The organism is Priestia abyssalis, from assembly GCF_002019595.1.
In the GTDB taxonomy this organism is placed as follows: Bacteria; Bacillota; Bacilli; order Bacillales; family Bacillaceae_H; genus Bacillus_BA; species Bacillus_BA abyssalis.
Genome location: NZ_KV917369.1, coordinates 2,202,051 through 2,226,267, shown reverse-complemented (window position 1 = coordinate 2,226,267; position 24,217 = coordinate 2,202,051). Strand labels below are relative to the sequence as shown.

Here is a 24,217-nt window from a genome sequence, read left to right as displayed (position 1 = left end):
ACCCTACTCGCTATTTTTCTCACCGCCTTTCAAATAAAAAAAGGCTATTTCACGGAGAATTTAGCCTTTTCTTCCTCGAGATATTTTTGCATGCTTGCCTTCATAAAAAGTTTTTCATCCACTCTTAAATTCAATAAATCCTCAAGAGTACGCCCTCTTTGTACATAGTGATGAAGAAAATAAAATTCGTCATCACTATCTATTAGTTTTTTAAATCTTTAACTCTATTGATACCTTTTTTGTAGCCCGCCAATTCAAGTCCTGCCTGGGCAATTGAAGCAATTTCACCAGCTTCAAAAATCTTTTCGACAATATCAACCGGCTCCACGCAGCCAAATTCCTTTTGTAACTTGATATCTTTCAAATCAGGTTCAATCACAGTGTTATAAACCATGAACGGATCTGCTTTTCCGTCTTGGCTTTCATCATTTGCCATTTGGAACGCTTCAAGACACAATGATCTTTCCGGCTTCCTAATGATGATGCTTGCGTCCAATCGGTGAATATACAACTCTTCCGTTACATCAGCCCTTACTTCATATTTCTCTTTATCTTTCATCAAGTCTGTTAATGTTAATTTTTTAATGTGGCTCATATCCTTATATCCTCCTTATATTTAGGCGCTAATCAAATCAATTGGGTCATAATCTGCAAAGTTAAACGGTAATTCCTCTGTTCCAAGCGTTTTTTGTTCAAATTTCATGAGCATAAATTCATTAAATGTCACTTTATTTATCGCTACGCGTTCGGCTCCAAATGCGTCCGGATCAGCAAGCTTTCCGACCAATGAAATATCCGGTAATTGACCGATTTTAACAGCATTAGCCATTAGGGATGCGCCTCGGCTATATACTTTTTTTACAGTCAGTGAACCTTCACCAGACCATCCTGTCATTTTTTTATGTGTGGCCAAGTCTTCCGGCATGTTCACATCTTCATAGTTAACCGTCACTTTCGCTTCAAAACTTTCAACATCCATCCATTTTTCACCATTCACCCATACAGCACCGAATGTACCATTGATTTGTTTGTTACTTGCTACTTTCCCCATCGTCTATCCCCTCCTTAAATCGCAATCTGGAAGTCTAGGTCTTCCATTGCATCTACGATTTTTACGTTTGCAGCAGCAAACACATTTTTCTTAAAGGACATTTCTTTCACCTTTTGATCATCCCAAGCAGTGGTATCTGTCCCAATACCTTCCCAGGCAAGACGTTGAGCCTCTATATTGACTCTGGCCTTATTATCAAAATTAGGGTCCAAAATGTCATCGCCGGCCAAACCTTTGAAATATGCATTCACAGAAGTAAAAAACAAAGCTTGATTGTCGTATGTGTTATTGACTTTTCCAACATAGTGATTATTAAAGGTATCTCGGATATCATCTTTCATCATATCCATAGTTTCGATAATTTTAATGCTCTTGAAGTCTTCTGTTTTCTCAGTAGTAGTTGTGGTTAGGCTGTTTACACCTCTACCAATCTTAATTTTCTCACCATCATTAATGAGAATAAGCTTCCCAGCATCAATATCACTGTTAGGGTCCACACTTTCAGTAATGGTGTCAACTTCATCCAGCACATAGTAAGTGGATGAACGAGTAAATGGTAGACCTGCCAAAATCCCGGCCATACGCACAGAATATTCAGCTGCTGAATACGTTTTTTCTCCAACTTTGATGTCTTCTGTAGCAAAGTTAATGATCCCCTCGTGGTCTCCTTCATGATTAGGCAATACAGCTTTGTACGTTTTCTTATCATTATCACGCTTACCTTTAATCCATGTAGCAACATCTAATACTTGAGATGTAGTAATTGATGGGATAGCCAGGTAATTAAATTTCTTACTCCCCAAACGTGCTAATGCTTCATTAAGATTGGTTGCATCCGGATCTAAACGTTCGCAAATGACCTTTGCCGGCGTTCCTTTGAATGCTAATTTAATATAATCAACGTTTTCCGCTGCCCAATCAGTATCTTTAATTTCATCAATGCTCTTATATTCTTTCGTGTTAAATGTGCCTGTATCATCTAATAAAATAAGTGATACTATCCCGCGAGCACTTCGAGCAACAGCGCTAACGGCTTTACCTTTGAACTCAATATTAATCTCCGGTAATCCCATTTATTTCACCCTTTCCTAATATCTAATGTTTCCATTAATTCAGCATCTGGATTGTCACCGAAAGTACGGTACACAGCTTCTCTTCCTTCAGAAAACTCAATATCGAAAGAGAATTCAAGGACCCCATCAGTTGTAACGCTGGAGGCTTCAATTATATTGAAATGCCTGTCTTTCACACTAAGTTTTAAATCGAATAAATTTTCAAGTTGTTCCTGAACGTCCAATAATTCGATGGAATAATCGTTTCGATCACTTGGAAAATAATTAATTCGAATAGTAAAGGATTTCTCAACTTGCTCGACAGTAGATGAACGACCTAGATTGTCGAAAGACACAAAAAAAGAAGGCCTATTAAAACCCTCTTTCACATCATTGCTGTTAATTTCAATGTTAAATCCACTTTTCAATAAGGTATTTACAGCTTTTTTGATATCTTTATACGTAATCACAGTTTCCCACTCTCCAGCATGTCATCCAGCCATATCGACAGCATGTCCTCGAATTGGCCACTATCATCAAAATCCCTCATGCCCTTTTCAAGCACCTTTTTCCCTGGCACAAATCCTACTTCTTTTCCATCATGTGTCACCATTCTGTGCCCATCCTCGATTAAATGGGCGTGTGGGGAAGAGTTAATAACACGAACAACCCATTCACCGTTCTGCCCTTTAAAAACTTTCCCACGCTTCCATCGTTTATGATAATTACCAGTGACTTTTTTCACTTCACTACGAGCCTTTCTAGCCACCCGTGTACGTGCTTTGCTCCCAATTTTACGCATGATCTTAACACTCTCTTTTGGAAGCTTCGTCTGGGCCATTGTCAATAAATCCTTTTGAAACTCCGTTAATCCCCTGGTATCCATCATTCCATCACTTCCGTACAGAAGATTTCCAACGTCTCATTTTTAAAGTATGGATTGAGAATATATTTAATTTCAAACTTGCTATTACGAAAATGGATTTGCATATCCTTTGTGATGTCTTTTCCAGCTGCATAACGCACAATGATCTTATGAGTGACATTTGTCAGGATAGTTTCAGCTACTTGCTTTTGTAGGCTCCCCGTTTGTGGAACGATTTCAGCCCAAATTGATTTAAGTTTTTCAAATTTATAAATTGTTTCATCGAGTTCATTTACCGTTTTGATATTACCGAAAACATCGATTCTATGCCGTAACTGTCCTGAATTCAGCTTAGGTTTATACTTAAACGGCTGCATCTGTATCATCCTCTAGCTCAATTTCTTCAAGTGCCTTACCAATGGCTAAGCTATTAATCCGGCTTAAGAAGTTTGTATCAAAAAATTCTAGCGCATCGTTATAGACATATCGGGACCGTTCAAAAACAAGTTCTTTGAATTCTTCATCTGTATTTATGTCATAGTCCCCACAAGATCTTATTAATGCTTTCATAGACACAGAAAGGATGCGTCTTAGGTTATCATCTTCATCGTCACCCAGACGCACCCTTTCTTTAAATTCCCTTAATATTTGTTCCGTGATGTTCATTCACATCACCTACTTTTCTTCTGATTCTTCAACTCGAACTAAAAAAGAGCTGTCGAGATTTTTTTCAACCTCGTTAGCTCTTTTCACTGTCATTTCAATTTCAGAATCAACTTTGTAAATTTCATTTGTGTGTATATCGCGAAAGGTTTTCAATACTTTGTATTTAGCCATTCAAAACCCTCCTTATCCAGCTGGAACTGTTTCAGTTAGTGCTAATGTATAAACAGCTGCTGCTTTATTATCGCGTGGCTTGCCAAAAGCGAAGGTTTTTGCAATGTGTAAATTGCAATCTTCAATTGCTAATGTTTCTTTGTATTCACTCACTTCGACACCACCACCGCGATAAGCATCATAACGATCTGTAACAAATGCAATGACCTCACCTGTTGTTGCGAATACCGATTCAATCAACTTGAAATTGAATGGCAGTTTTGTAATGTAATCACCTAATGAGTTTTGAGAAGTAAATTCAGCTTTTAGATCCCAAGAGTCAGATGGATTGATAATTAACGCTACCTTACCAGTAACGTTTAAAGGTTTGCCATTTTGCTTAGTAGATAATAATTTACCGATGCCGGCAAATTCACGAATAGTTGTTTTTGGATCAGCTAATGTTAATGAACCTGCTGCATTTTTCTTAGCATGTCCATTTGTTGGGTCAACAGCCGCTTGTAAATCACGAACTAAACCAATGGGTTGATGCTTAGTTGGTCCTGCACCATTGATAACAGCATCTTCTAATGCAACAGCATAAGTTTCAGTAATTTGGGCACGCACATAAGCTTCAATCCATTCTGGACCAAATTTCTTTAAGTCTTTTGGTAATACAACGAATGCAGTTAATTTAGATTGAGCAATGTTCTCTTGATTGAATGCAGCACCTAATTGACCTTTGATGTCACCAAAAATAGGTCCCCATACAGCTGCACCTTCATATTCGGAAGTAATTGCAGTTAAAGTAATTGTTCCAAGGTTTTGGAAATTAATCACTGATAATAACGGGTGGTCAGTTGTTAAGTCGTCATAAATACGTTCAACAATCGTTTCAGGAAGAATTAATTCATCAGTAAAACCTTCTGATTGAACAACTTGATTGAAGAAAGTACGTTCTTGAGAAGTTAAAACATTGGCACCACGAGCAACCAAGACATTGTGATCGGTATTTGAATTGCTAACTGCTTCAGTGATTTGGGTTTTTAAAGATGAAACTAAAGCATCTTGCATTTCGGTCCAAGCTTTCTCGATTTGCTCCGGTGTTGATTCTTCATTTTTCACGACCGCAGCATAATTTAATTTTGCATTTTCATAAACCTCTGTATGATTGTTTAATTTCATAACCATAATTTATTTCCCTCCAATATTTTTTAAATTGGCTCTGTTAAACGCTAGTGTTGATATTTGATCAAAAGAAAAAGGAGCATTCTTTGCTCCTTTTGTTTATCCCTTCTTCAACTATGCCTCCGTTAGTTCAATAAAGACCTGTATAAATATATGGTTAAGTAGCTACTTTACTCGACTGGTCCAGTTCTTAAATTCCGTCCATTTATGTGAATAATGCTTTTTGCTATCAAAGTAAACATAGTCAACATGGAAACACGGAGTGATGTCTCCATCTAAAACATTCGTTTCTGGAAAGACAAAATGTTTCAAATTAGTTAATGGTTCAATAAATTCTAAGGATGGAACTTCCCCACATTTAACGAGAAACAAAAATTCTAGCGAATGTAAAGCTCGGATACGAAGTAGATCCTGAATATTTTTGCAGGAAGTGATGTCTAATTTTTTTAACGAGGACCCTAAACCTTCAATGTCGCCCAAAGACGTTAAGGTTCGTAAGTAATTCAATTCTAGTTCTTTTAATTGATTTAGCTTTCCAATTCCTTGGAGTGAACGAACTTTTGATTGTGTGATGGTCAGTTCTTCGAGCTTTTCAAGAGTAGCCAACTCCTCCAGGTCTCCTTGTTTAGGAGCATATTTCTCCAACAATAGTCCCTTTAAATTGGTGAGGTGATGAAGTCCTCTTATCTTTTTACTCCAGCACAGAAGAAGGGATTCAAGCTCTGAAAATGCCTCTAGGTCAACTTCGATCCCCCCATCAATAACGGTTGTCTCTGATAAACTTAGCCCCTTTAAACTTTTCAAGTACCGCAATCCCGAAATATCTTTCAAGTAATTACTATCCAGGACTACCTCTTCAACGCTCGGGCATTCATTTAAGAATTCGACATTTTCACCTTCATAGTACCAATCCATTACGACTATCTTAGTAATGCGGTGAAAATTTATATATTCAATGCATTCATTTAGATGCTCGTGGGATACTAAAACCTCTTCTGCATCACCGTCTATTCTTACTCTAACATTATTTACTTTTTTGTTCTTCATTCCGCCACCTCTCATCAAATTTTATCTTATTTCTATCATTTAAAGAAGAGGTTCTTTATTGCACTAAACTGCCCTGTTCGTATTATAAGGTCAGCCAGATAAGAAAATATTTCTGGTTGACCATTTTTTATATGGTCTTATTATAACGGTAGCCGGGGTAAAACGTAACTGCCCGTGGGACCTAGATCCCGTCAGCTAAACAGTTTGCCCCCTACTTGTAGAAACATGATTGAGGCTGGTTGGGACCTAGATCTCGTATAACAAGCGAAGCTGTGACACTGCAAGAAGGAATTAGGGGTACCGGCAAATAAGAGATTAGGAGATGATGGAGGATGAATCCAGTCGTTGGTCTGGATATTTCAAAGGGAGAAAGTCAAGTTCAAGCTTTTGTAGATAAAGGCAAACCTTTTCGTAAGAGCTTTAAAGTATCTCATACTCTTGATGGGCTTGGTTTACTTGTAGAGTTCTTAGATGATGTGCAGAAAGAAACAGGTCAGAAGCCTCCTGTGATTCTAGAAGCAACTGGACACTATCAGACACCAGTTGTCCAATATCTAGATGAACGTGGGTATTTATTAATTATTATTAATCCTTTAATTTCGTATAAGGCAAAGAGTTCAAGTCTAAGAAAAGTAAAGACAGATGCAGTCGATGCATACCTACTCTGTGAATTGTATTATAAAGAGGAATTAGAGCCATACAAAAAGCGAGGGATTCAGTTATTAAACCTTCGTAATCTTACGAGACAACACGAAAATATTACAGGCGTTATGATTCAGACTAAGCTTCAATTTCAGGCTGTACTTGATCAGGTATTTCCTGAATATCGAGGAGTTTTCGGTGATTTGTATTCTGTGGTATCACTCTTAACATTACAAGAGTTTCCGTCATCTGAAGACATATTAAAGGCTAGTGATGAAACAATCTCGAATAAGATCAAAGAATTATGTCAAAGTCGCTCAATCAGATGGGCAAATGAAAAAGCTCTAAAACTAAAAGAGGCGGCAGCTCGTAATCCTTTTGAAAAAACAGTCTACCAGAGTCATATATTAAGCTTAGGTATGTACATTAACATTATTCTTCAATACAAAGAGCATCTATCAAGATTAGAGTCAGAGATAGACGCTCTCGCTAAAGAAATTGAAGAATATAATATTATCAAATCCATCCCCGGCATTGGAGAAAAAATCGCTGCCACGATTATTTCTGAAATCGGTGAGATAGATCGATTTAACCACCCTAAAAAGCTTGTCGCTTTCGCTGGTGTTGATCCTAGTGTATTTGAATCTGGTAAATTTAGAGCTACCCAAAACCGTATTACTAAAAGAGGATCAAGTAGACTTCGCCATGCCTTATATATGGCAGTTCGTTGTGCCATTCGTGATTGTCGTAAGAAGAAAACCACAGATGAAATACTCCCTAGAAACAAAAGAATGCGGGAGTTTTATGATAAGAAACGCGAAGAAGGAAAGCCCTTTAAGGTCGCTGTCATTGCTTGTGTAAACAAGCTCTTACATTGGATTTTTGCCTTATTAAAAAACAGAACAATTTTCCAAGATATAGCTTAATGACTATATCTAACTAAATAAAACAAAACCTTCCAAAATTAAGGTAGTGGAAGGTTATTTGGTGTGCGTATTTTTAGTATAGCATGAAATAATTTAAGTTTTTATTGAAAAATGTTGACAAACTATTAGCTGGTTTAGTTGAACAAAAAAATCAACAGCAACGAACAGAGCCTTTAAATTAAAAAATGAACCCTTTACGTTTCGTCTGCACTGGTGCAGGCCATGTAGGTTCATTTTGTTGATTTGTATTCATTTGTGCTAGATTATTTGTTACAGTATTGATAATTTGCTGCATTTGCTCATCGGTAATACCACTTTCTGTATCCTCTTCTTGGTTTGATTCTACTTTATCAGCAAATCCTTCTTTAACTGCTTGCTCAGCTGTCATCCAAGTTTCATTCTCAATTAACTTGGCAATTTCATTGCGACTTTTACCTGTTTTTTGTTGGTAGATAGAGACGATTGATTCATCATAAGATTCAAGAGCGTTGAGTGTTTTCTTAATATCTTGCTTAGTTCCCCATGCAAATGTTGCTGCTTCATGAATCATCATTCGTGAACCAGTACGCATGATAATTTCATCGGCCCCCATTGCGATTATCGATGCAGCTGATGCCGCTAGTGATGTAACCTCCACAACGACGTGTTTATCTAGGTCTTTTAAATAATTGTAGATTTCGACACCTTGATCTGCATCGCCGCCGCCGCTATTTAATTTAATACGTACTGTAGAAGCAGTAACATCTTTCAACGCATTTCGAACGTCCTCTGCGCTTGTAGCAGTATAAAACCATCCACTCTTACCAATAGCACCGGATATAACCATTTCGTGTTCTTCACCATTGACTTGATTATAAAATTTATAAGGGATAGACTGGATTTTATTTTTCACTCATTATCACCTCCTTCAACTGTACCAGCAGATTGATAATTTTTCGTAATAACAAACTCATCTAATTCTGGGTTGTCCGAACGCTCCGCACCAAACAATTCCCTCACCTCATTTCTCGTGAATGCACCAGACGCGACAAGCTTGTCTACTGCTTCAGCATGATCAATTAAGTCTTTTTCGGTTACTCCTTTAACTTCGATCCGGGAGCCATTCAAGTAAGCTTTTTTCTCAATCAATTTAGCATTTAGCTCATCACTGATTTTTTTTACTAAAGGACCAATGCAAAATTTCACATAAGCTTTTATGCTAGTTTCATAATCAGACAAGTCGCCATGTATTAATGCATTGGGAATGCCTAAGATATTAGCAACATCATCAATGAGAGATTTCTTTAATTTTGTAAGTTCGTCTACTGACTGCCCATTGTTTTCACCGCTTGCTACTTCCTCGTATTCGAAGCCCTTTAATTTCGGCACTAAAGCAACAGAATTATTTCTGAACGAAGTAAACAGTTTGTCAATAAATTGCTGTAACTTCGTTTGATTTTCTTTTGTCAGAGATTGTGTGGAATCGATACCCACAGTTCCTCGTATTTGATTTTTTCTCAGACTAACTTCTATCATTCTGCTAAACAAATTAGCAAAATCATCAAACATACCGGCCATAAACTTTGTTAATTTCTCATTGTTGTATGTTAGATAAATAACTTCATCCATTCTGAAAGACCGTTGGAAAGTATAGTCCTTAACGGTTACATCCTTAAAAATGTCTGGATACACCGCATATTCTACACGGTTAAAACTATCGGCAATCAACAAATCATTATTATCCGTCAAGATCACCAACACTTCATTCTCATGAATTAATTCATAAATAAATTTTTGCCAAAAGTCCGCAGCTGACTGATCCGTGTTCGGCCTAACATTCAAAAGATAATGCCAATCGTTCAGCTTCCGCTTTCCGCCATTCATGATTCTAAAATCAGACTGACTAATGGTGCGACCAATAAAATTTATGCATGTTTCCAGAGCCATCTTCTTTAAATATGCTCGGTTCGATGTCTCATAGGTTATATCTAAATCAAACAACCATTCTAGCTCGCTGTTACGTCGTAAGACATCGCTTAAAAATCCCATTCCTTTTTCTCACCCCCTTAGAAATTTAGTGCATCTAACATATCTAATGAATCTTCAATATTGGCATCACTTATCTCATCAACTCGATATAAGCCATAAATAAAGCACTGGAAACCATCTGTTTTACGGCGAATAGGTTCTTTCTTTTGGTACTCTTTATTTCCGTCCTTCTTGATTACCACGAGAACATTATTTGTGTACCAACGCATTAAAGGGTTATCATCAAATATAAATAGCTGGTTAGCAAACCCCAACTCTACACGAGGCGCTAATAAGCTATGAATAGCTCGTGGATTTCTAATGACTTCCACCTCAAACCCTTTCGCTTCAAATAAGGGTTTCAGAACTTCCATTCGAAAGTTATCTCCAACTATTTTTTTAATATTGTAGTATTTGCTCTTTTCCACAAACCAATCAACGATTTTGTGAGGATCAATAGTTTCACCATGAAGGATTGTCATAAGCCCTTGTTCTTCCCATTCACGAATCGGTGCAAATTTACGCTTTCCTGCCATTTCAGCGTCATGTTTTTTGGAATAGCTATAATATTTATCGACAAACTCTTTACGTGCAAAAGAATGAGTGATAAATGGATATTTCCCCTCATGCTTAAATACAAGTCCACAAGCTGCAAAATCTCGAATACTTGCAAAGTCTAAGCAGCCAATACATTCTCTGTTTAGCAGATTCGGCATAGGTTGTTTTGTAGCAAGAATCTCTTCCCATTTGGCTACAGAACGTTCAAGATCTGTTACCGGTAAATTCATACGTTTGGTCATGAATTCTTCCCGGTTGCTCGGATCATCTTCTAGGGCCTCGAACTCTTCCATAATGGTGTCAAATAAACTTTGAGCATAGCTGCTTCGCGGATGAGAAAGCATTGGGTTAGCCAGCTCCCAATTATCCGGATTGTTTACTTCTTCTTCATCGTTTAGCTTGCAGATAAATGGAAAGATAGCGTTCGGACGTGCTTCGCCTTTTAACACCTTGATTGCCAATGCTTTCATATTATCCAAGAATCCATCCCGGACATATCCGTCAGTTCCAATATAAAATTCCCTTGGATTCGGTTTTTTACCTAAACCAGAAATATGAACGCGAACATCTTTGTTGCTTTCAAACTGATGAATCTCATCAAATACGACAGCTCCATCACGCAAACCATCTTTTGTTTCTCCGTTTGAAGTACGGAACTTTAAAATAGCAGCAGTCTTTTTAGATGTGATTTTTTCTTTAGTTCTTGCAAACATAGCCTTCAAAGTTCCGCTTCTACCAATCACATTGTATGTCTCTTCGAAAGATGTTTTTGCTTGCTCTTCCGAATTGGCAACGATTGAGACGTTATACTCTTTAATTCCATGTAAAGGGCTGATTAGAAAATGAGTAACAACAGAGATTAATCCGTTCTTCCCTCCACCGCGTCCTAACATCCACAAATGTTTTCTGTAAAAGACGCGATCATTCGATTTGTAAAATAAAAAAACGAAAGCAACTAAGAACTTTTGAAAGGATGAGATTGGAAAATACCACTTCTCACCAAACCTGATGCAGTTCTCAATCATTTCGTCATCAAAATACAAATCATCACGACTCAGTACATGCTCTTGTAAATATTCAATAAGCATGATGCGTTCTTTATTCAGCTTTATCTTTCCAGATTTCCAGAGATTAATATATTCATCAACGTATTTGTTTAAAATCAAATTAAATCAGCTTCCGAATATTTTTCTTCTTTAGATGGAGGGTGGGTCCCCTCACTAATAAAATTAAATGATTTTTCAATTGCTAATAATTGTGCGTTAACTTTCATCTTGTCAGTAACAGCTGGATGACTTTTTACAAATCGTTGTGAACCATTTTCAGTTACAACAGTTGCACCCTCACGTTTTATATCTTTGTCCAATTGCTTGTTTAATTTTACTAAGCTTATATATCGTTCAACCTTTTCTACTTCCACAAGATCATCAGTATCTATTCGACTCATTAACTGTTTTTGAAGTTTCGATATATTAACTGGCACTCTACCCCACCCCCCTTACGTGAGAATTCCCTCTAAAAATCTGGACAAAACAGGCTGCATACGGTCAAGGGAAAAATGAAAAATCCCAAACTTTTTGACCCGGGGGGTCTACCACTTCTCATCTTTCCATTTCAATTTCTTTGATTTAAACTTTTCATGAATCTCATTATGACAACGTAAGCAAAGCGTGATGGTGTTATCTAATCGTAAAGCTAATTCTGGATGATCCTCAATCTCCTTAATGTGATGGACGTTTAGTTCAATGCTCTTACGTTCACCTTCAACTTTCTTTGAATCAACATGAACATAACCAAGTTCCTTACATCGTTGACATTCCCAGTTATCACGCTTCAATGCTTGCTGACGTATTCCATTCTTACCTGTCCACTCTTTTGAATTATAAAACCTCTTCTTTTGTTCTTTGGTTTTGTACTCAGCCATTACTTATCCTCTTCACTTCCTCCAATAAAAAAAGCACCTCAATTGAGATGCTAATTCCAACTAATTCTTTGTAGATCTATTTGCTCGACTTTTTTTCTTAGATCTTCGTATGCTTCATGTATTTCTTTTATTTCAAGTTCATTAAAACCAAACAATTCAGGAATATTTTTTATTTTCCTAATAGCAATCTCTAATTCTCCTAAAGGTCTCTCCATAAATTCCATGTCTTCTTTATTTAATTTGTGCGGAAGATGTTTCGACATATATGCTATACTACCTCGAACTCTTTCAATAGCATCTAAAACATCTTGTTTATCCATAAATCTCCGCCAAATTTCATTTACTTCTGCTTGTTTCTTGAAATATCGATTTGAATATCTATTATCCATATTGCTCACTCCTTTCGACTATCAATTCTATAAATAGGAGGATTTTCCTCTTTCATTGCCGAATTTTGTAAAAAAAGGAGGTGGAAAAGTTATGTCAAATCAACATGTTACTCCTCATCCTAATGGCGGATGGCAAGTAAAGGGAGCTGGTAATTCAAAAGCTACATCTAGGCATGATACACAAAAAGCAGCAATAGATGCAGCTAGAGATATTGCTAGAAATCAAGAGTCAGATGTTGTTATTCATAGACCTAATGGACAGATTAGAGATCGTGATAGCTACGGAAATGACCCTTATCCTCCAAAAGGTTAATGTTCCGAAGGACACCTTTTCCTAAGAAAGGTGTCCTTCGAAACGCAACACGGTTTCGTTTATAGATATCACGTTTAATACCCATTAGTTCTGCTATGTCAGCAGCTGTCAGCTTTTCGTTTTTACGTCCGATGGTCTCAAGTTTCTTCTTTTGCTGTTCTTTTAATTTGTCATGAAGCTTTATCTCTCTCCCTCTAATAAAAAACACCTATGAACGGATGCTTGCGGTATATAGCTACCTATTGCTACTAAAATATTTCTTGTAAAAAGAATTAAAGTTTTAATAAAATTATCTACTAGGAGGTGAATCAAATGGAAAAAAGACCCTTGGATAAACCCTTTAACAAACCAAGTCTTAACAAACCAAGCTTAACAATTAAGCCAAATCAGCAGAATTCCGCAGATAAACCGTCTATGACAATTAGACCTGCTGGAGGAGGCGTAACACCTAAGAAATAGATCCATTGTTAACTCTTTCATTATACAAGTCTTGAGCTTCTAAGGCCTGTTCTGTATTATATATTTTTATAATTGAACCATTACTTGTATCTATGAAAACATTGTCTATTTCCACGTTATAATACTCCATAACGTTTGCCCAATGATCTGTTGCCTCGAGTACAATGCCTTTATCAGGTTCATGTGCTCGAGGTACTTTTGTTAAGCAGCCAATTAACCTAAAATTAGGATCTTCCACCTTAGTATACTCAACAATTTGCCCCGCATTATTTAAAAACATTTCGTTCCATACAGTAGTCTTTTCGGAGAAAGGAGCAATTCCATTTCTTTCTCTCACCCGGTTTACTTTTGCTAACATAATTTTATAACCTGTATTTGATATAAATTGTGCTACATAGAAACTGGTTATAATACTCAGGACGACATAAAATAGTAGAAACCATATGTTTTCGGACAGCTTATTAATATCTGTTACCTTACTGCTGATTAACATCCAATCTTTTTTTAATAACGGAACATCAAAACTTGGATCAATAGTTTTCCAATTGGAAACCCAAGCCAACGTTTGATAGATAAATAAAACTATCGATACAATAGGTATCCATAATAGTGCACTAATCGCTACGACTTCACTATTGTCTCGCTTACTTGTTGGAGTTAATCCGAATAAGTTTATCCAAAAGTAAGCCAGTAATCCCGGCAATGTAAAAATTATTAAAGAAATTAAACTCTTCACTTTATCACCCCATCACTTATTATATGTATTTTGATTACATAGAACCATATCATCTCTCTCCCTCCAATAAAAAAACACCCGATTATTCGGATGCTTTTTTTGATATCTGTTTAACTGAGTTTTTCACAATCATTTCTTGAAGGAAATAACCCATAAAATTTATAGTGTTTTTAGAATAGTAACTATAATTAACAAGAGCCATTACAGCTAAAAAAAATGTTACTCCTGTACTAACCCCTATTAGGGTGTGGTTGAAATACAAAAATGCAATAATATTAATGCTAAAAGCTGTTGTTAAACTGTAAAATAAAACCCCTAAACTATGAGTGGTTGATAATAAATGACGATACCTCCCTGCTATATAACTTCTTTGATTTTCCTCTAATTTGACAAGTTCATTTTGCCACAAGAACTCTATATAATAATAATCCTCAATCTTATCTTCTCCCCAATTTCGTGGATAACGCTTTTTTATTTTATTAACAACAGGAGAAAAATCTTTTGATATACCTTTTTTCGATAAATCCCTTATCCATTCGAACGCAAAATATACTTGATGAAATAAATATCCTATGACTATCCCAATGGCAGTTGACGTTATTAAACTGCTTATTAATTTTATAGAATTCATTTCTCCTATTACTTTTTGAGCTTCTGTAGGATATTGGAAAATAAAAGGCAGTACACTTAGAAATATAAACACCCAGCCTGGTATTCCCCATCTAATTAAATGTTTAGTTTCAAATTTCATTCATTCATCTCCTCCGCCACTCATTATATGACAGAAGGAGGTATTTTTCCTCAAATTTATCATTTTTTTAACAAGTTATTACAAGTATTTATTGTATTATATTTCTATAGACCTATAAGGAGCGATTCAAATGGATGATATGGAACAATTAGTACAGTTCATTTTTTCCACCGAGGAAAGGCTGCGCCACTGCAAAAAGACTTATGGCCTTCATCACAAGAAAAGCCGTTATTTAGCAGCACAACGGGACCTTCTAATGGATTACTGGAATGAAATTTCTAATAACCAACACCAATAAAAAAGCGCCATACAAAAGAAGAACGCTCAATGTCTTACCTATCGTCTTATCGCTTAATACCATATTAGCACCTTTAAAACCAAATGCTCATTCATCATTCTTTCAAAATTCTTTTATTTGTCTTTCATACCATAAAAATAAAAAAGACACCTACTTGTTAGGTGCCTCCTCGTCTTTATAAACAACAAGCTGTAAACTGAATGCTAATTTATAAAATGCTTTCTCACGAATCCTATAATAAGTCGTTTCACTAACTCCCATTTCATTATAAACATCATAATCGTACACATCCTCATGAGTCATGTAGCTCTTAGTGATGAGCTCACGTTCCCTCATGCTTAATCGATTTACAGCTTGATGAGTACGTTCTATGAATGTGTCACGTTTTAGCTCAAAGTCAACTCTCTCAATGGCGATACTCTCAGTGGTAGAGTGGAATGTATTTGTATTACTTGGTGGAACCAAAGAGTAAGTTTGTGTAATCTTAGGCATCAGCTCATCTGGAACGGTTAACATATACATACGATACTTCGCAAAATGCTTTTCCACTTTGGCTTTTGTCTCTTCCCCATCTGTATCGCGAAGGAATGATAATTGTTGTTTACCCACCAGAACCCCTCCCGTGATATACTTTTTCTTAGACAATGCATTGCCGGGAGAATTCCTGGCTTTTTTTATTTACTTGGAACTTTCCTGAAAATAGTTCGTAATATATTTATCACATACATAACTATAAGGAGTGTTCTAATTGATAAATTGGTTTTTTGGCGTGTTAACAGCCTTGGCTTTTTTAGCCACTGTAGCTATAAATATGGGTTTTATAAATTTATGATAAGGTATTAACATCATTTTTTATTGAATGTACTCTTTATTGTTACATTTAAATTTTCACCCTCCCATCCGATATAGGTATGGGAGGAGATTGGTAATGTTTGATAACGTAGATAAAAGTGTAATTAATGGTTTAGCTTTATCGCTTGGAACCCTTTTTGTAACAATCCTTGTATTTTGTTTGGTTCCAGCGTTAATACTCGATCGTATCGGAGTGCCTAAAAAAATAGTCGATAGCAGTATTGGCTTGTTCGGTCTTTTAGGATTTGCTTGTTGGATTTATGCCATGTTTTACTTAAATTTATCTAAGCTATTTATTTGAGAGCAATTCCATTGCTCTTTTTTTTGAAAACAGAAATGTTATTTTAAAGCGTTTTTACAAGTTCTTTTAAAAGGTCTTGATTAACATTCATATCTTCTTCTAAACATGCTATTGCTTCTTTTACTGAATAACCTAACCCAACCATTTCATGAAAACTTTCTTCAATGTATTCTCTATCCATCATTTAACCCTCCATTTACTCCATAAAATCTACATTTGGTTTATACCACCAAAAATATTTGGTATTAACAACCATTTTTTGAATAATCCCTTTCTTGATTCATAAAATAATATGGAGAAATCATTCAAAGTACCCAACCTACCCCAAGGTTACGAATCTGAATGCTAAAGGTCTTTTGATCTTTAGCATTTTTATTTATGAGTCACAATTAACCTTTGGCTTATCGCGCTTCTTGTTTTAGAAAACCATTTTTAATCCAAATATTACGCCAGGCTCTTTCCACCCGTTCTTCCTCTTCCTGCTTTCGCTTCTTGCACTCAGCTATACTGTCATTTCCACAGACCGGGCACAGCCATAGAATCTTTAACCGAAACCAATGATTGCATTTTTTGCAGTGGTACCCTTTCATTCTCTATCATCCTCTTATTTTTGGAATAATATCTCCACCGAACTTTTTACACCGGTTGCCAATTCCTCTTGTTGTACATTTTCGGAAGAAAGGACAGCGTGTTCGGCACGCCATCCACTCATCTTCTTTTTTCATCCAATCAGGGCGACTATCAACAACAACGACCCGATCGCTCTCCATTAATGCATGCTTTCTTCTAACTCTTTTTCTTTTGTTTGTTCTGCATCCTGTTCCACGTCATCCATGGACAACTGGTCCGGATTCAGGCTCACGGTTCCGTCCTTTTCGACTTTATATTCGATGCCTTCATGATCATCGTCATAAAACTCATCAATGCTCATTTGAGATTCAACAATGTTTAACGTCACATCGGAGCCGGCTTTTTTGTAAAAATTGAATGACTGTTCTGCGGACGTATCACCTTTAACGATGAATTCCAAAGTTGTCTTTTTGCTATCCTTGGTTGTTTTACTGAATTCGCAAGTAAGCTTCTGATCTACACCTTCAATCTCCAGCTCTACCACTTCGCGAGTCATTTGATTAAGCTCTTGTTTCTTTTCGTCCTCACCTTTCACATAAAATTGAACGAGCTCTTTCTTGCTATCCTTGGCCTGCTTATTGAAATGCGCCTTTACAGTTACTTGCATATTAAATCGCTCCTTTTAAAATCGTGTTTACTACTTCTAATTGATACTTATAGCGTGTGATATTGCTTGCTCCGAGTTGGCAGCACCTTGCTATTTCAGCCAAGATATATGCATCCACCACGTTATCGCTCTTATGTGTAAATCCAAAGTGTTTTTCGACTGCTGCCATTACTGCTTGTTTCTTTTCTTTGCCTGTGAGACGTTTTTTATTGCCTGTCTCACCTATCCAGCCGGTTACATTGACAAATTTTTTTACCGCGTTAGGTGCTATTTCGTAGTAACGCAATTTACGTTTATAAAGCTCATTTCGTATCCCGTGATGAAGGCCCCCAGCAAACATCGCTTTTTGAGTGTCATAAGGGAAACCCTCTATGCAAATGACATCACCTGGTTGCAGATGAGCAACTACTTCGTTAATGAGAGTGACCATGCGCTTTGGGTCCTCAGATCCGACACCCGTTAATTCTTTAGCTCGAAGCACCTCTCCATATTCATCAAGAGCAACAAAACCAGTTTTAGTTGATGGATCTATACCCACAAACCGAGTCACTTCTATACCCCCATTGCTTCTTTAGAAAATGGCATATACTTTTTCCGAGCTTCCTTAACAACTTCCGCTGCTTCTTCTTTAGTTTCATATACTCCTAGATACGTGTACTTGCCATTAATCCTTAAATTTGCTTGCCATTTCTTTAATTTTTTATGAAAGCATACACCTCGATAACCAGACGTGTTATTAGATTGCAAACTTCTATTTTGAAGATTTTGTGCCTTTGTGACTTCTCTTAAATTTTCATCAGTATTATTTAATGGATCGAGATCGTAATGATCTACTTCTATAGACTTATCTTTAACACCCAAAATCCATCTATGAAGAGATGTGTTTTTCATTTCCCCGCCATTCCTAGGTAGATGACCCGCAACATAAAACGCCTTTCGTAAAGGGCACCATGATGCGTACCAGGTGTTGGGAAACTCTTTAGCCTTTTGAAGTCTGTGCGTACTAATTAATGCTTCGTGTGTTACACCCTTATTCCTAACAAAAATTGCTGTAACATCACCGCGGATTTCGTATTCGTTTTTCATCCTATAACACCTGCCTTAAAACTTTAGCTGCATATTTTAACGCCTGTCTTTTTCCAAGAAAGTAAGCTTCACTAACATCGTGAATCGGTATTGTTTCTAAAGTTTCACTGTCTCCATCAGCCTTGGTTTCAAAATCGTCTATAATTCTTTCAATCTCTTTGGGCTCAATGTTGATCACTTCTTACCCTCCGATTCAAAATAATCTTTGCCAAAATGCTGAACAATTAACTCCATTGTCTTTGGGCCGATTCCTTTAACCTTCTCCAAACCCTCAAACTTAGATGCAAAAGTATATAAAGCAGTGTGTTTACCATGTTCAAATCCGACCTTCTGCCCTGCAAGGAACCCTTCCTGTCTTGCCTTTTCAATGACCGGATTTCTCTTTTTACTCATACTGCTTCATTTCTTTCCCGAATTTACATTTCACTTCAATATGAGTAAGCTCAAGCTCTGTTAACGTTAGTTCATACAACTGTTTGCCTTCTGGTGTTTTAAAATAGCCGTAATTCATCAACTGATTAATTAAATGATTCTTACGATTTTCAACTGCTTGATATAGAACTGCCATTTCCATCCCCCTTAACGTTCATTACATTTTTCCGTGATAAATCCAAAATCTTATTTTGTTCTTTCAGATAAAGAAGCTCTACAACACCTGTCGGTCCGTTCCGTTGTTTGGCAATGTCAACTTCCAAAACATTTTTCTTACCTGAATCTTTGTTGTAATATTCATCTCGATAAAGAAAAGCTATGATGTCAGCATCTTGTTCAATGCTTCCTGATTCACGAAGATCAGACATCATCGGACGCTTATTCGCTCTACTTTCAACGCCACGTGATAATTGGGCCAGCGTAATGACCGGATTTTTAAACTCCTTGGCCATTGCTTTAAGTGCTGCTGAAATCTCTGATACTTGTAAATGAGCATTTCCGCTATGATCATGCTGCGGCCGAATCAGTGTAAGATAATCAATCAAAATAAGAAGCTTTCGACCAGGAAAATCTTTTTTCACTTGTCGTACCTGGGCGCGCATTTCATTTACGGTTTGCCCTGGCTTGTCGAAAATTTGAGGATTCACTTTCGAAAGTAGCCCGATAGCTTGAACCCATCTTGTACGATCATCGTCATTAAAGTAATGGTACGGATTTTTCATCTTGTTCCCGTCAATTCCACCCAACATGGACAACATACGTTTAATTAAACTATCTGCACTCATTTCAAGGGAAAAGATGACAGGAATAGCACCTTTTAAACCTGCATTGGCAGCAAGATTGAGAAGGAAAGCTGTTTTCCCCATACTCGGACGAGCTCCGATAATAATTGAATCCTCATCTTGCCAACCATCCGTCATATCATCAAGGTCCTTATATCCACTTGGAACCCCAGATAGTCCAACAGGGACCGGAATGTCTGGAAGCTCGTATAGGTTAGCCAATCGTGACGTCAAATCAAATTGTTCTCTTGTGCCTGTAACATCAATTCGATTTAGTTGCTGAATAATTGCCTGAATATCAATTTCCCCAGCTGAAGTTCCTTCCTCCATGGACTTCATCACATTCTGAACAGCCCTCTGTTTCCACATTTTCATGATGACGTCAGCGTAATATTCATAGTTTGCCGTGGTTGGGACCGCGTTGGTAAGTTTCATGAGGTATGTAACACCGCCGATATTTTCCATCTTTTCATTGCCGGCTAGTTCGACCATGGCCACAAAATCAATAGGCTTCTTTTTCTCATCAAGCTGCTGCATCCATTTGAAAATTTGACTGTTTCTTGGATCGTAGAAATACTCTGGTTTTAATGGAATTTCCTGAAGGATACTGGGTTCAAGAAAAATGCTTCCCAGCAAGGTGCATTCAGCTTCAATGCTGTACTTAGCCTCCAAAGTTTGCTTCATAGTAGGCTTCACCTCGCAATTTCCGCATTTTTTTTAGGTGTTCATGATTAATGCGCGATTTTTCTGGTTCAACGTAAACTTCTGCAATGGTAGGCGCAAATTTACATTGCGACACATGTTTTTTCACTTTAGCGAATGCCGGCTCATATTCAACGGAACTCAGCTGCTCAATCCATATAGCGACACGTTGCTCCGTTACTTCGAAATTTGGATAAGCTTCAGCGATATAGCGAAGAATGCTCAACACTTGCTTACTTGTCATCAAGGTCACTCCGTTTCATACTTGCTTGCAATTTCATCTAAGACATCAAGGTTGCTTCTTTTCTTCTTTTCATTGTGATAACGATCCAGCACACCTTTTTCCACGTATTCAAACTTTGCTATATAGTCCAGGCGATGCTTTGATTTATATTCATCAAATACCGTATCGATTAAGAAAAGAATTTTATCTAAAGGAATGTCATCTTCTAGCAATCTATTAATAGACTCTTCATCTTTTTTAGACAAAACTAATCCTCTTGCTCTTCGTTGAATAAATTTATCTGCAATTTTTTGAAAAGCATCATGATTGTTCAAGCTCTCTTCCTCTTCTTCTTTATTTATTTCTTTATTTATTTCTTGGGGGGTAGAATTACCCGGGGTTCCTAGGGTAACTTTACCCGAGGTTCTTAGGGGAGTTTTACCCAGGGTAGAATTACCCGGGGTTTCCTCATTCAGCCATTCATCATAATTTTTATTAAAGCTGATTGTCCTCGACCTCCCTGGAGAGACTATTTGAAGGATAATTTTTCTCCGTTCAAGCCTTTGAAGTTCTCTTCTAATTTGCCTCTCATCATACTCTGTCGCTTTACTCAAGAATCCTGAAGAAAGAGCATGTTCTTTTCTATTGAATCCGTAAGTAAATCGCCAAATCACAAAGATAATTCGATATTGAATTGGGCTGAGCTTGGTCAGCGCCATTCGCTCTAATAACTCATTTGCTATTTTCGTATATCCATGTTCAAGCTGAACGTCAGCCAAGCCCAACACCACCTATTTCCTCTCACATATTGCAAAACCGTTCTTCACAGCCTTCACCCTGTAATGTGGGTAACGTTTCATATATTCCAGGATTAGTCGTTTTAAATGTGCTTCATCCTTTGCTTCTTTCCAGATTTGCTTTGGAAGCAAGACTGAATATGGAGATTTATCTGTAAGCATTATTCAATGTGGAAATTCTCTTGATCAAATGCACTCGCTTTTTCTTCAGCCGGCACATCAATCACTTCAGCCTCAATATAGTCCACTTCCTGAGCCTCTTCTGTGATGTCTTTTAATTCTCTTGGCTCTTCATCCTCTGAATAGGCCTTCTGCATCTCGATGGAGAGAATTCCCCACTTAGAGAGCATCGCTTTAAGAACCGTCTTCATAGCCATTGCATCGTAATCGTTTTTCCATCCAAAGTCCGATTTAGCGAATTTCTTACGATGCTTTTCAACTTGATTTTTTGTCCAGTAGACTGTTTTGCGGAAACCGTTCAGCAATTCGAAATAAGCAGCGTATCCAATAATGACGTCAGATTGACGAGCATCAAAATCAATTTCAATTTCTTCAGTAAGAGGATTCCACTTCATCAACTCCCCTTCATGTACTGGAGTGACATTGATAAAACGATATTGTGATGTTCGCAATGCCAGCTGGATGTATCCTTTATAACCCAGTTGAAATGAAGCTGTATTTTTGTAAGGAACAATCCAGGCATATCCTAAATTTTTATCAACCGGCAAATCCAAAGTAGCCGCCACCATAGCTGAGGAAATGACACTCATTGGTTCACATTTTTGAAGCATCTTCTCGCTGTTGTACAAGTTAACAATACTAGTCATGAACTGGGCCGAACGTTTATCAAGAACTTCCTCGAATCGCTTTTTCACTGTTGGACTCGACAATAAAGCTTTTAACGAATTCGACTGTTGTGCCGGAGTACCAGCACTTTGTCTGCTTTGCAATTGATTTTTCAAAGATTGATTTGTGGCCATTCAGAGACCTCCTAGTCTAATTGTTTTATAGAAAAGTAGCGTGATATACTTTGCTTCACTACTTGTCGATACACATCGGGAAATTTTTCTTTCAGTATTTTGCTATCTACCCGACTCGATGCTCGAGGCTTCCAAAGGACTTCATAACCGTTTGCAAAGCCAATCTCCGCATCTTTTAGTTCATTTTTCATTTCGTTCTCAAGTGTCTTTTTCTGCTGCTCGAGTTGAGAAATAGTAGTTTTTAGCGAGTTATATTCTTCGATTTTTGATTTAAAGTCTGCTCTTAGCTCTACCATTTTCTCTGGAACTGTTTCTTTATATCGCTCTTTCAAAAACTGCTCGGCTGCCGATGAACCATCAATAGCCGGCGGTATATTTTGCATAACATGGTATTCCCAGAAGTGTTTTTCCTGCTCGATAATGTATTGAATAAGCTCTTCATCTCGATTGACCGGCTTCCACTCAAACTGATTACCACCCATCAATACAGCGATATATCCTTGTTGATAGCCGGTAACAGCAAGATAGTGTTGCACTTGCATAAGATAAGGAGCAGGAATTTCGTCACCTTCCCATTCCTTTTTCTTGAATTCATTTGCTGTCTTGCATTCAAGAACTGCTTTTTCACCAACTACCTCACGATCAATATTTGCTAGCATAAATGGATGCTCTAGATGCTGAAGGATGCGATTACAACGTCTAACTTTCTTATTTGTACGACGGGTAAACTCCCGTGCAACCACATCTTCCATTTGGTTCCCCCAGTATGCTGCTTCACTCTGAATATCCTCCGGAATAAATTGACCGGTCTTTTCAAGCCATAACTGAAAAGCTGTTTTATATGGATTAAGTCCTAGAATAATAGCTGCGTCTGAACCGCCAATTCCTTTGGTACGGGCTTTCAGCCATTCCTCACGACTCATTTCAGCCGTTGAAGTAAATATTGAGGATTGCATATATTCACTCTCCAATTGATTAATAGAGGCGATTTATGTAAAATGAATTTGAATTTGGTTTACATGAATCACCTTTGTGGTAGGCTCCTGCGCCAACAGGAGCCTACCATTCTGCTTCCTTATCTGAACCCACAATGATAACCTCAGCCCCGAGAATACCTATTAAAAACTCACAGGCTGATTCACTTAAAACTTCTGCTAAAATGATTTCTTCATCGATTTTGATCAGTTCATCACCTTCAAAAATCTCATTACCTACCGAATCAACTCCCCAATGCTTAGGCTCAGGTTGGTCACCCAAAACCATTGGATTTTCAACTGGCATTTTTATTCATCACCTCCCTCAATTTCTTGATGGTCAACCAAATAGTCGCAGTCACACTTTAATTTAGGAATGACTTCGACGTCCATTTGTAAAAAGTCACACGTTACACACTCATAGACGTACATGGAACACCCACCCTTTCGGCTTTTATAATTACTGGAGCATTTTGATACTGGAATTCATATCGAATTTCATCAATGCGATTGGCAAGGTCCAAATATAGTAATTGTTCTGTACGCTTCCTCATCTCCATAAACACACCAGAACGCCACGTCAGGGCCGTCACTATACAAATCATTTCCATCCCGTCTAAAGACGGAAATTGAGCTTGTTGCACTTTGTTAAGAGTCATTTCAAACAATGGCTTGTAAGGCCCCTTCACGTTTCGTATGTAGCTTTTCATAGCTGTTAAAATCACGCCGCGTTCCGCCATGTTGAAGAGTAAACGCTGCTTCATTTTCCCTCACTCTCCCCTTAATTCCGACTAAATTCTTCAGCATTTTTCGCGATATTCGGCAAAAA

At 37.4% G+C, this 24,217-nt stretch carries 40 protein-coding genes; 5 read left to right on the top strand and 35 right to left on the bottom strand.

Annotation, left to right across the window (positions count from 1 at the left end; genetic code table 11):
• Positions 1–202 precede the first annotated feature (202 nt).
• From BK575_RS10270 to BK575_RS10230, 10 genes are all read right to left on the bottom strand, one after another.
• Positions 203–595, bottom strand: coding sequence for a phage tail assembly chaperone (locus BK575_RS10270; protein ID WP_078410288.1), 393 nt, complete (start codon positions 593–595; stop codon positions 203–205).
• Between the two features lie 21 nt (positions 596–616).
• Complete coding sequence (locus tag BK575_RS10265) at positions 617–1,051, bottom strand: phage tail tube protein (RefSeq protein WP_078410287.1); 435 nt, start codon at positions 1,049–1,051, stop codon at positions 617–619.
• A 14-nt stretch (positions 1,052–1,065) separates the two neighbouring features.
• Entirely contained in the window at positions 1,066–2,124 is a 1,059-nt protein-coding gene (locus BK575_RS10260) for a phage tail sheath C-terminal domain-containing protein (RefSeq protein WP_078410286.1), read from the bottom strand.
• Positions 2,125–2,129: 5 nt separating this feature from the next.
• Complete coding sequence (locus BK575_RS10255) at positions 2,130–2,573, bottom strand: phage tail terminator family protein (protein ID WP_078410285.1); 444 nt, start codon at positions 2,571–2,573, stop codon at positions 2,130–2,132.
• Complete coding sequence (locus BK575_RS10250; protein ID WP_078410284.1) at positions 2,570–2,992, bottom strand: HK97 gp10 family phage protein; 423 nt, start codon at positions 2,990–2,992, stop codon at positions 2,570–2,572. Before BK575_RS10250 ends, BK575_RS10255 begins: the two co-directional genes overlap by 4 nt.
• Positions 2,989–3,345 (bottom strand): phage head closure protein, encoded by a 357-nt coding sequence (locus BK575_RS10245; protein ID WP_078410283.1) that lies wholly within the window; start codon positions 3,343–3,345, stop codon positions 2,989–2,991. Before BK575_RS10245 ends, BK575_RS10250 begins: the two co-directional genes overlap by 4 nt.
• Complete coding sequence (locus BK575_RS10240) at positions 3,332–3,634, bottom strand: hypothetical protein (RefSeq protein ID WP_078410282.1); 303 nt, start codon at positions 3,632–3,634, stop codon at positions 3,332–3,334. Before BK575_RS10240 ends, BK575_RS10245 begins: the two co-directional genes overlap by 14 nt.
• Positions 3,635–3,643: 9 nt before the next feature.
• Positions 3,644–3,805, bottom strand: a complete 162-nt coding sequence (locus tag BK575_RS28510) for a hypothetical protein (RefSeq protein WP_169907712.1) — start codon at positions 3,803–3,805, stop codon at positions 3,644–3,646.
• 12 nt (positions 3,806–3,817) lie between these two features.
• Positions 3,818–4,975 carry a phage major capsid protein gene (locus BK575_RS10235; protein WP_078410281.1) on the bottom strand — a complete coding sequence of 386 codons (1,158 nt, stop codon included), beginning with the start codon at positions 4,973–4,975 and terminating at the stop codon, positions 3,818–3,820.
• A 162-nt stretch (positions 4,976–5,137) separates the two neighbouring features.
• A complete protein-coding gene (locus tag BK575_RS10230) occupies positions 5,138–6,019 on the bottom strand; it encodes a leucine-rich repeat domain-containing protein (protein WP_078410280.1) in 882 nt (293 codons plus the stop codon).
• Positions 6,020–6,351: 332 nt separating this feature from the next.
• On the opposite strand from BK575_RS10230, the gene BK575_RS10225 reads away from it, so the two are divergent.
• Positions 6,352–7,587 (top strand): IS110 family RNA-guided transposase, encoded by a 1,236-nt coding sequence (locus BK575_RS10225; protein ID WP_078410279.1) that lies wholly within the window; start codon positions 6,352–6,354, stop codon positions 7,585–7,587.
• Between the two features lie 178 nt (positions 7,588–7,765).
• Here the strand turns inward: BK575_RS10225 and BK575_RS10220 are convergent, their stop codons facing one another.
• From BK575_RS10220 to BK575_RS10195, 6 genes are all read right to left on the bottom strand, one after another.
• Positions 7,766–8,479 (bottom strand): head maturation protease, ClpP-related, encoded by a 714-nt coding sequence (locus tag BK575_RS10220; protein WP_078410278.1) that lies wholly within the window; start codon positions 8,477–8,479, stop codon positions 7,766–7,768.
• Entirely contained in the window at positions 8,476–9,615 is a 1,140-nt protein-coding gene (locus BK575_RS10215; RefSeq protein ID WP_078410277.1) for a phage portal protein, read from the bottom strand. Before BK575_RS10215 ends, BK575_RS10220 begins: the two co-directional genes overlap by 4 nt.
• Positions 9,616–9,632: 17 nt before the next feature.
• The gene (locus tag BK575_RS10210; protein WP_078410276.1) at positions 9,633–11,318 is read right to left on the bottom strand and encodes a terminase TerL endonuclease subunit; all 1,686 of its coding nucleotides are present in this window, start codon (positions 11,316–11,318) and stop codon (positions 9,633–9,635) included.
• Positions 11,315–11,635, bottom strand: coding sequence for a P27 family phage terminase small subunit (locus tag BK575_RS10205; protein ID WP_235867357.1), 321 nt, complete (start codon positions 11,633–11,635; stop codon positions 11,315–11,317). The genes BK575_RS10210 and BK575_RS10205 overlap by 4 nt, the downstream gene beginning before the upstream one ends.
• A gap of 108 nt (positions 11,636–11,743) precedes the next feature.
• Entirely contained in the window at positions 11,744–12,076 is a 333-nt protein-coding gene (locus BK575_RS10200; RefSeq protein ID WP_078410275.1) for an HNH endonuclease, read from the bottom strand.
• 50 nt (positions 12,077–12,126) lie between these two features.
• On the bottom strand, positions 12,127–12,465 hold the full coding sequence (locus BK575_RS10195) for a hypothetical protein (protein WP_078410274.1): 339 nt from the start codon (positions 12,463–12,465) through the stop codon (positions 12,127–12,129).
• A gap of 91 nt (positions 12,466–12,556) precedes the next feature.
• On the opposite strand from BK575_RS10195, the gene BK575_RS10190 reads away from it, so the two are divergent.
• On the top strand, positions 12,557–12,778 hold the full coding sequence (locus tag BK575_RS10190; protein ID WP_078410273.1) for a DUF2188 domain-containing protein: 222 nt from the start codon (positions 12,557–12,559) through the stop codon (positions 12,776–12,778).
• Positions 12,779–13,090: 312 nt separating this feature from the next.
• The gene (locus tag BK575_RS28505; RefSeq protein ID WP_169907711.1) at positions 13,091–13,237 is read left to right on the top strand and encodes a hypothetical protein; all 147 of its coding nucleotides are present in this window, start codon (positions 13,091–13,093) and stop codon (positions 13,235–13,237) included.
• On the opposite strand, the gene BK575_RS10185 is transcribed toward BK575_RS28505, so the two are convergent.
• Together BK575_RS10185 and BK575_RS10180 are read right to left on the bottom strand one after the other, a co-directional pair.
• Complete coding sequence (locus tag BK575_RS10185) at positions 13,227–13,973, bottom strand: hypothetical protein (RefSeq protein WP_078410272.1); 747 nt, start codon at positions 13,971–13,973, stop codon at positions 13,227–13,229. The genes BK575_RS28505 and BK575_RS10185 overlap by 11 nt on opposite strands.
• A gap of 82 nt (positions 13,974–14,055) precedes the next feature.
• A complete protein-coding gene (locus BK575_RS10180) occupies positions 14,056–14,724 on the bottom strand; it encodes a BA5345 family protein (protein WP_078410271.1) in 669 nt (222 codons plus the stop codon).
• 130 nt (positions 14,725–14,854) lie between these two features.
• Between BK575_RS10180 and BK575_RS28500 the strand changes: the two genes are divergently transcribed.
• Positions 14,855–15,022: a hypothetical protein gene (locus BK575_RS28500; protein ID WP_169907709.1), complete on the top strand. Its 168-nt coding sequence runs from the start codon at positions 14,855–14,857 to the stop codon at positions 15,020–15,022.
• 150 nt (positions 15,023–15,172) lie between these two features.
• Here BK575_RS28500 and BK575_RS10175 read toward each other — a convergent pair whose 3' ends face one another.
• Positions 15,173–15,634, bottom strand: a complete 462-nt coding sequence (locus BK575_RS10175) for an ArpU family phage packaging/lysis transcriptional regulator (RefSeq protein ID WP_078414735.1) — start codon at positions 15,632–15,634, stop codon at positions 15,173–15,175.
• A 316-nt stretch (positions 15,635–15,950) separates the two neighbouring features.
• Here BK575_RS10175 and BK575_RS10170 point away from each other — a divergent pair, with 316 nt between their 5' ends.
• Positions 15,951–16,175, top strand: a complete 225-nt coding sequence (locus BK575_RS10170) for a hypothetical protein (protein WP_078410270.1) — start codon at positions 15,951–15,953, stop codon at positions 16,173–16,175.
• Positions 16,176–16,218: 43 nt separating this feature from the next.
• Here the strand turns inward: BK575_RS10170 and BK575_RS28495 are convergent, their stop codons facing one another.
• The 16 genes from BK575_RS28495 to BK575_RS10105 all read right to left on the bottom strand — a co-directional run bounded on the left by BK575_RS28495 (position 16,219) and on the right by BK575_RS10105 (position 24,152).
• Positions 16,219–16,359 (bottom strand): hypothetical protein, encoded by a 141-nt coding sequence (locus tag BK575_RS28495; protein WP_169907707.1) that lies wholly within the window; start codon positions 16,357–16,359, stop codon positions 16,219–16,221.
• A gap of 217 nt (positions 16,360–16,576) precedes the next feature.
• Positions 16,577–16,765, bottom strand: coding sequence for a hypothetical protein (locus BK575_RS29005; protein ID WP_078410269.1), 189 nt, complete (start codon positions 16,763–16,765; stop codon positions 16,577–16,579).
• 179 nt (positions 16,766–16,944) lie between these two features.
• Positions 16,945–17,412: a hypothetical protein gene (locus BK575_RS10160; RefSeq protein ID WP_078410268.1), complete on the bottom strand. Its 468-nt coding sequence runs from the start codon at positions 17,410–17,412 to the stop codon at positions 16,945–16,947.
• Position 17,413: 1 nt separating this feature from the next.
• On the bottom strand, positions 17,414–17,962 hold the full coding sequence (locus tag BK575_RS10155; RefSeq protein WP_078410267.1) for a RuvC family protein: 549 nt from the start codon (positions 17,960–17,962) through the stop codon (positions 17,414–17,416).
• 2 nt (positions 17,963–17,964) lie between these two features.
• The gene (locus BK575_RS10150) at positions 17,965–18,498 is read right to left on the bottom strand and encodes an HNH endonuclease (protein WP_078410266.1); all 534 of its coding nucleotides are present in this window, start codon (positions 18,496–18,498) and stop codon (positions 17,965–17,967) included.
• A gap of 1 nt (position 18,499) precedes the next feature.
• Positions 18,500–18,676: a hypothetical protein gene (locus tag BK575_RS28490; protein ID WP_169907705.1), complete on the bottom strand. Its 177-nt coding sequence runs from the start codon at positions 18,674–18,676 to the stop codon at positions 18,500–18,502.
• Positions 18,673–18,891, bottom strand: coding sequence for a hypothetical protein (locus BK575_RS10145; protein WP_078410265.1), 219 nt, complete (start codon positions 18,889–18,891; stop codon positions 18,673–18,675). The genes BK575_RS28490 and BK575_RS10145 overlap by 4 nt, the downstream gene beginning before the upstream one ends.
• The gene (gene fbpA, locus BK575_RS10140; protein ID WP_139368010.1) at positions 18,884–19,066 is read right to left on the bottom strand and encodes a Fur-regulated basic protein FbpA; all 183 of its coding nucleotides are present in this window, start codon (positions 19,064–19,066) and stop codon (positions 18,884–18,886) included. The genes BK575_RS10145 and fbpA overlap by 8 nt, the downstream gene beginning before the upstream one ends.
• Positions 19,041–20,396 (bottom strand): replicative DNA helicase, encoded by a 1,356-nt coding sequence (gene dnaB, locus BK575_RS10135; RefSeq protein WP_078410263.1) that lies wholly within the window; start codon positions 20,394–20,396, stop codon positions 19,041–19,043. The genes fbpA and dnaB overlap by 26 nt, the downstream gene beginning before the upstream one ends.
• On the bottom strand, positions 20,374–20,658 hold the full coding sequence (locus BK575_RS10130; RefSeq protein ID WP_078410262.1) for a replicative helicase loader/inhibitor: 285 nt from the start codon (positions 20,656–20,658) through the stop codon (positions 20,374–20,376). Before BK575_RS10130 ends, dnaB begins: the two co-directional genes overlap by 23 nt.
• Before the next feature lie 5 nt (positions 20,659–20,663).
• Positions 20,664–21,416: a replication protein gene (locus BK575_RS10125; RefSeq protein WP_169907703.1), complete on the bottom strand. Its 753-nt coding sequence runs from the start codon at positions 21,414–21,416 to the stop codon at positions 20,664–20,666.
• Positions 21,417–21,595: 179 nt separating this feature from the next.
• Positions 21,596–22,414, bottom strand: a complete 819-nt coding sequence (locus BK575_RS10120) for a recombinase RecT (RefSeq protein ID WP_078410260.1) — start codon at positions 22,412–22,414, stop codon at positions 21,596–21,598.
• 11 nt (positions 22,415–22,425) lie between these two features.
• A complete protein-coding gene (locus tag BK575_RS10115; RefSeq protein ID WP_078410259.1) occupies positions 22,426–23,370 on the bottom strand; it encodes a YqaJ viral recombinase family nuclease in 945 nt (314 codons plus the stop codon).
• 103 nt (positions 23,371–23,473) lie between these two features.
• A complete protein-coding gene (locus BK575_RS10110; RefSeq protein WP_078410258.1) occupies positions 23,474–23,695 on the bottom strand; it encodes a YqaI family protein in 222 nt (73 codons plus the stop codon).
• 2 nt (positions 23,696–23,697) lie between these two features.
• Positions 23,698–23,820, bottom strand: a complete 123-nt coding sequence (locus tag BK575_RS29330; protein WP_268877712.1) for a hypothetical protein — start codon at positions 23,818–23,820, stop codon at positions 23,698–23,700.
• Positions 23,799–24,152, bottom strand: a complete 354-nt coding sequence (locus tag BK575_RS10105; protein ID WP_078410257.1) for a hypothetical protein — start codon at positions 24,150–24,152, stop codon at positions 23,799–23,801. Before BK575_RS10105 ends, BK575_RS29330 begins: the two co-directional genes overlap by 22 nt.
• Between the last annotated feature and the right edge of the window lie 65 nt (positions 24,153–24,217).